1 protein-coding gene is annotated in these 532 nt (G+C 25.4%); it reads right to left on the bottom strand.

From position 1 onward, the window contains the following. Positions 1–219: ATP-binding cassette domain-containing protein (locus FUA24_RS24810; RefSeq protein ID WP_148546107.1), on the bottom strand; the 219-nt coding region annotated here is incomplete at its 3' end. Positions 220–532: the final 313 nt, after the last annotated feature.

The following is a 532-nucleotide window of genomic DNA, read 5'->3' as shown; positions in this document are numbered from 1 at the left end:
TTTTAGTTGTTTTAAATTATAATCAACAATATGGCCATTGCCTTCTTTTAAAGGTAAATCGCCATAAAGTGTTTTCATAAAACTACTTTTTCCTGTACCCGTTTTTCCAATTAAATATACAAATTCGCCTTTATTAATTTCAACATTAACGTTTGATAAAACCAAGCTATCACCTTGGTAAATGGCAGCATCTTTTAATTGTAAAATGGTATTAGGCATAAAAACTACGTTTAAATTACAAGTTTACGTGTAATGTTACATATTACAAACCCAAATGTATGTTTTTTGTTGTGTTAAAACAGCAATAATTACAAACTTTTTTAACAAATTATAAAGTGTTTTATAATTATGGCATGATTATTTCGTTATAACAAAAGCATTGCTAAATACTGTTTTTAGTCTTTATTTTAACAGAAATTTATAGCTGTTTCTGTAGGATTAAAAACCAAACTTTTATCTTTGATTAAAATTAAAAACTACTGGTTAATGACTAAAAAAAGTTTTATCTCCTTTATACTTGCCGTAAGTTTTA

Source organism: Seonamhaeicola marinus, from assembly GCF_008085455.1.
The sequence above is the reverse complement of the archived record's forward strand: the minus strand, read 5'-3'. Positions and strand labels throughout refer to the sequence as shown.